Here is a 733-nt window from a genome sequence, read left to right as displayed (position 1 = left end):
ATGGATCTAATTCCGAGCTTTTTCATATGCCTTTGTACTCTTTTGAGGCTAATTTTGCTATAGCCTTGGGCCTTTAATTTCTCTCGGATTTTAGGGGCACCGTAGATCTTTCCACTATCATTGTACAAATGTATATGATTTAGATAAGAAGCGTCTTGAAAAAGAACTTGCGAATCTTGAAGAATCTATACAAAACCTTCCCATGCAATTAGCACAAAATCAGAATTCTTCCGCTTCGAAATATATCATTCAACAAATAGAAAATATTGATATCCAGATTTCTGATACTAGAAAGAAGCTTAGTGAAATTGAAGATGAAAAAGAAGCGTTTCTAATTGAACAAATGAATATTGAGATTGTTCAATGTCTAATGAAAGACTTTACCGAGAACTATGATAATCTAAGTTTTGAAGAAAAGAAAAGAATGCTAGATCAAATAGTAGACGAAATTACATGGGATGGAAACAGGATAGAAATAAATCTTTATGGCTATAATACTACACATCAAGAGAACGTTTAACCAACATTCTCTTCGCCTTTTACGAGATATAGCAGAAGCCATCTCCATGGCGGATCGGGTGATTGTGCTGACAAAAAGGCCTGCTACCGTAAAAAGCATCCATGAAATCAAGCTCACCTTAGATATGGAAAGAACCCCCCTTACTTCCAGAGAAGCTCCTGAATTCAGACACTATTTCAACACCATATGGAAGGAGTTAGACATCTATGTTAA

The 733-nt window shown here is 35.5% G+C and carries 1 protein-coding gene and 1 pseudogene; one reads left to right on the top strand and one right to left on the bottom strand.

Annotated features, from left to right (window positions below):
• Positions 1-128: IS3 family transposase (locus AN619_RS16765; protein ID WP_198153334.1), on the bottom strand; the 128-nt coding region annotated here is incomplete at its 3' end.
• A gap of 357 nt (positions 129-485) precedes the next feature.
• Between AN619_RS16765 and AN619_RS15445 the strand changes: the two are divergent.
• Positions 486-733 (top strand): annotated as a pseudogene (locus tag AN619_RS15445) (spermidine/putrescine ABC transporter ATP-binding protein); the annotation flags it as partial.

Source organism: Thermotalea metallivorans, assembly GCF_001562415.1.
Taxonomy (GTDB): Bacteria; Bacillota; Clostridia; order Peptostreptococcales; family Thermotaleaceae; genus Thermotalea; species Thermotalea metallivorans.
Note: the sequence above shows the minus strand (reverse complement) of the source record. Positions and strands in the feature narration are given on the sequence as shown.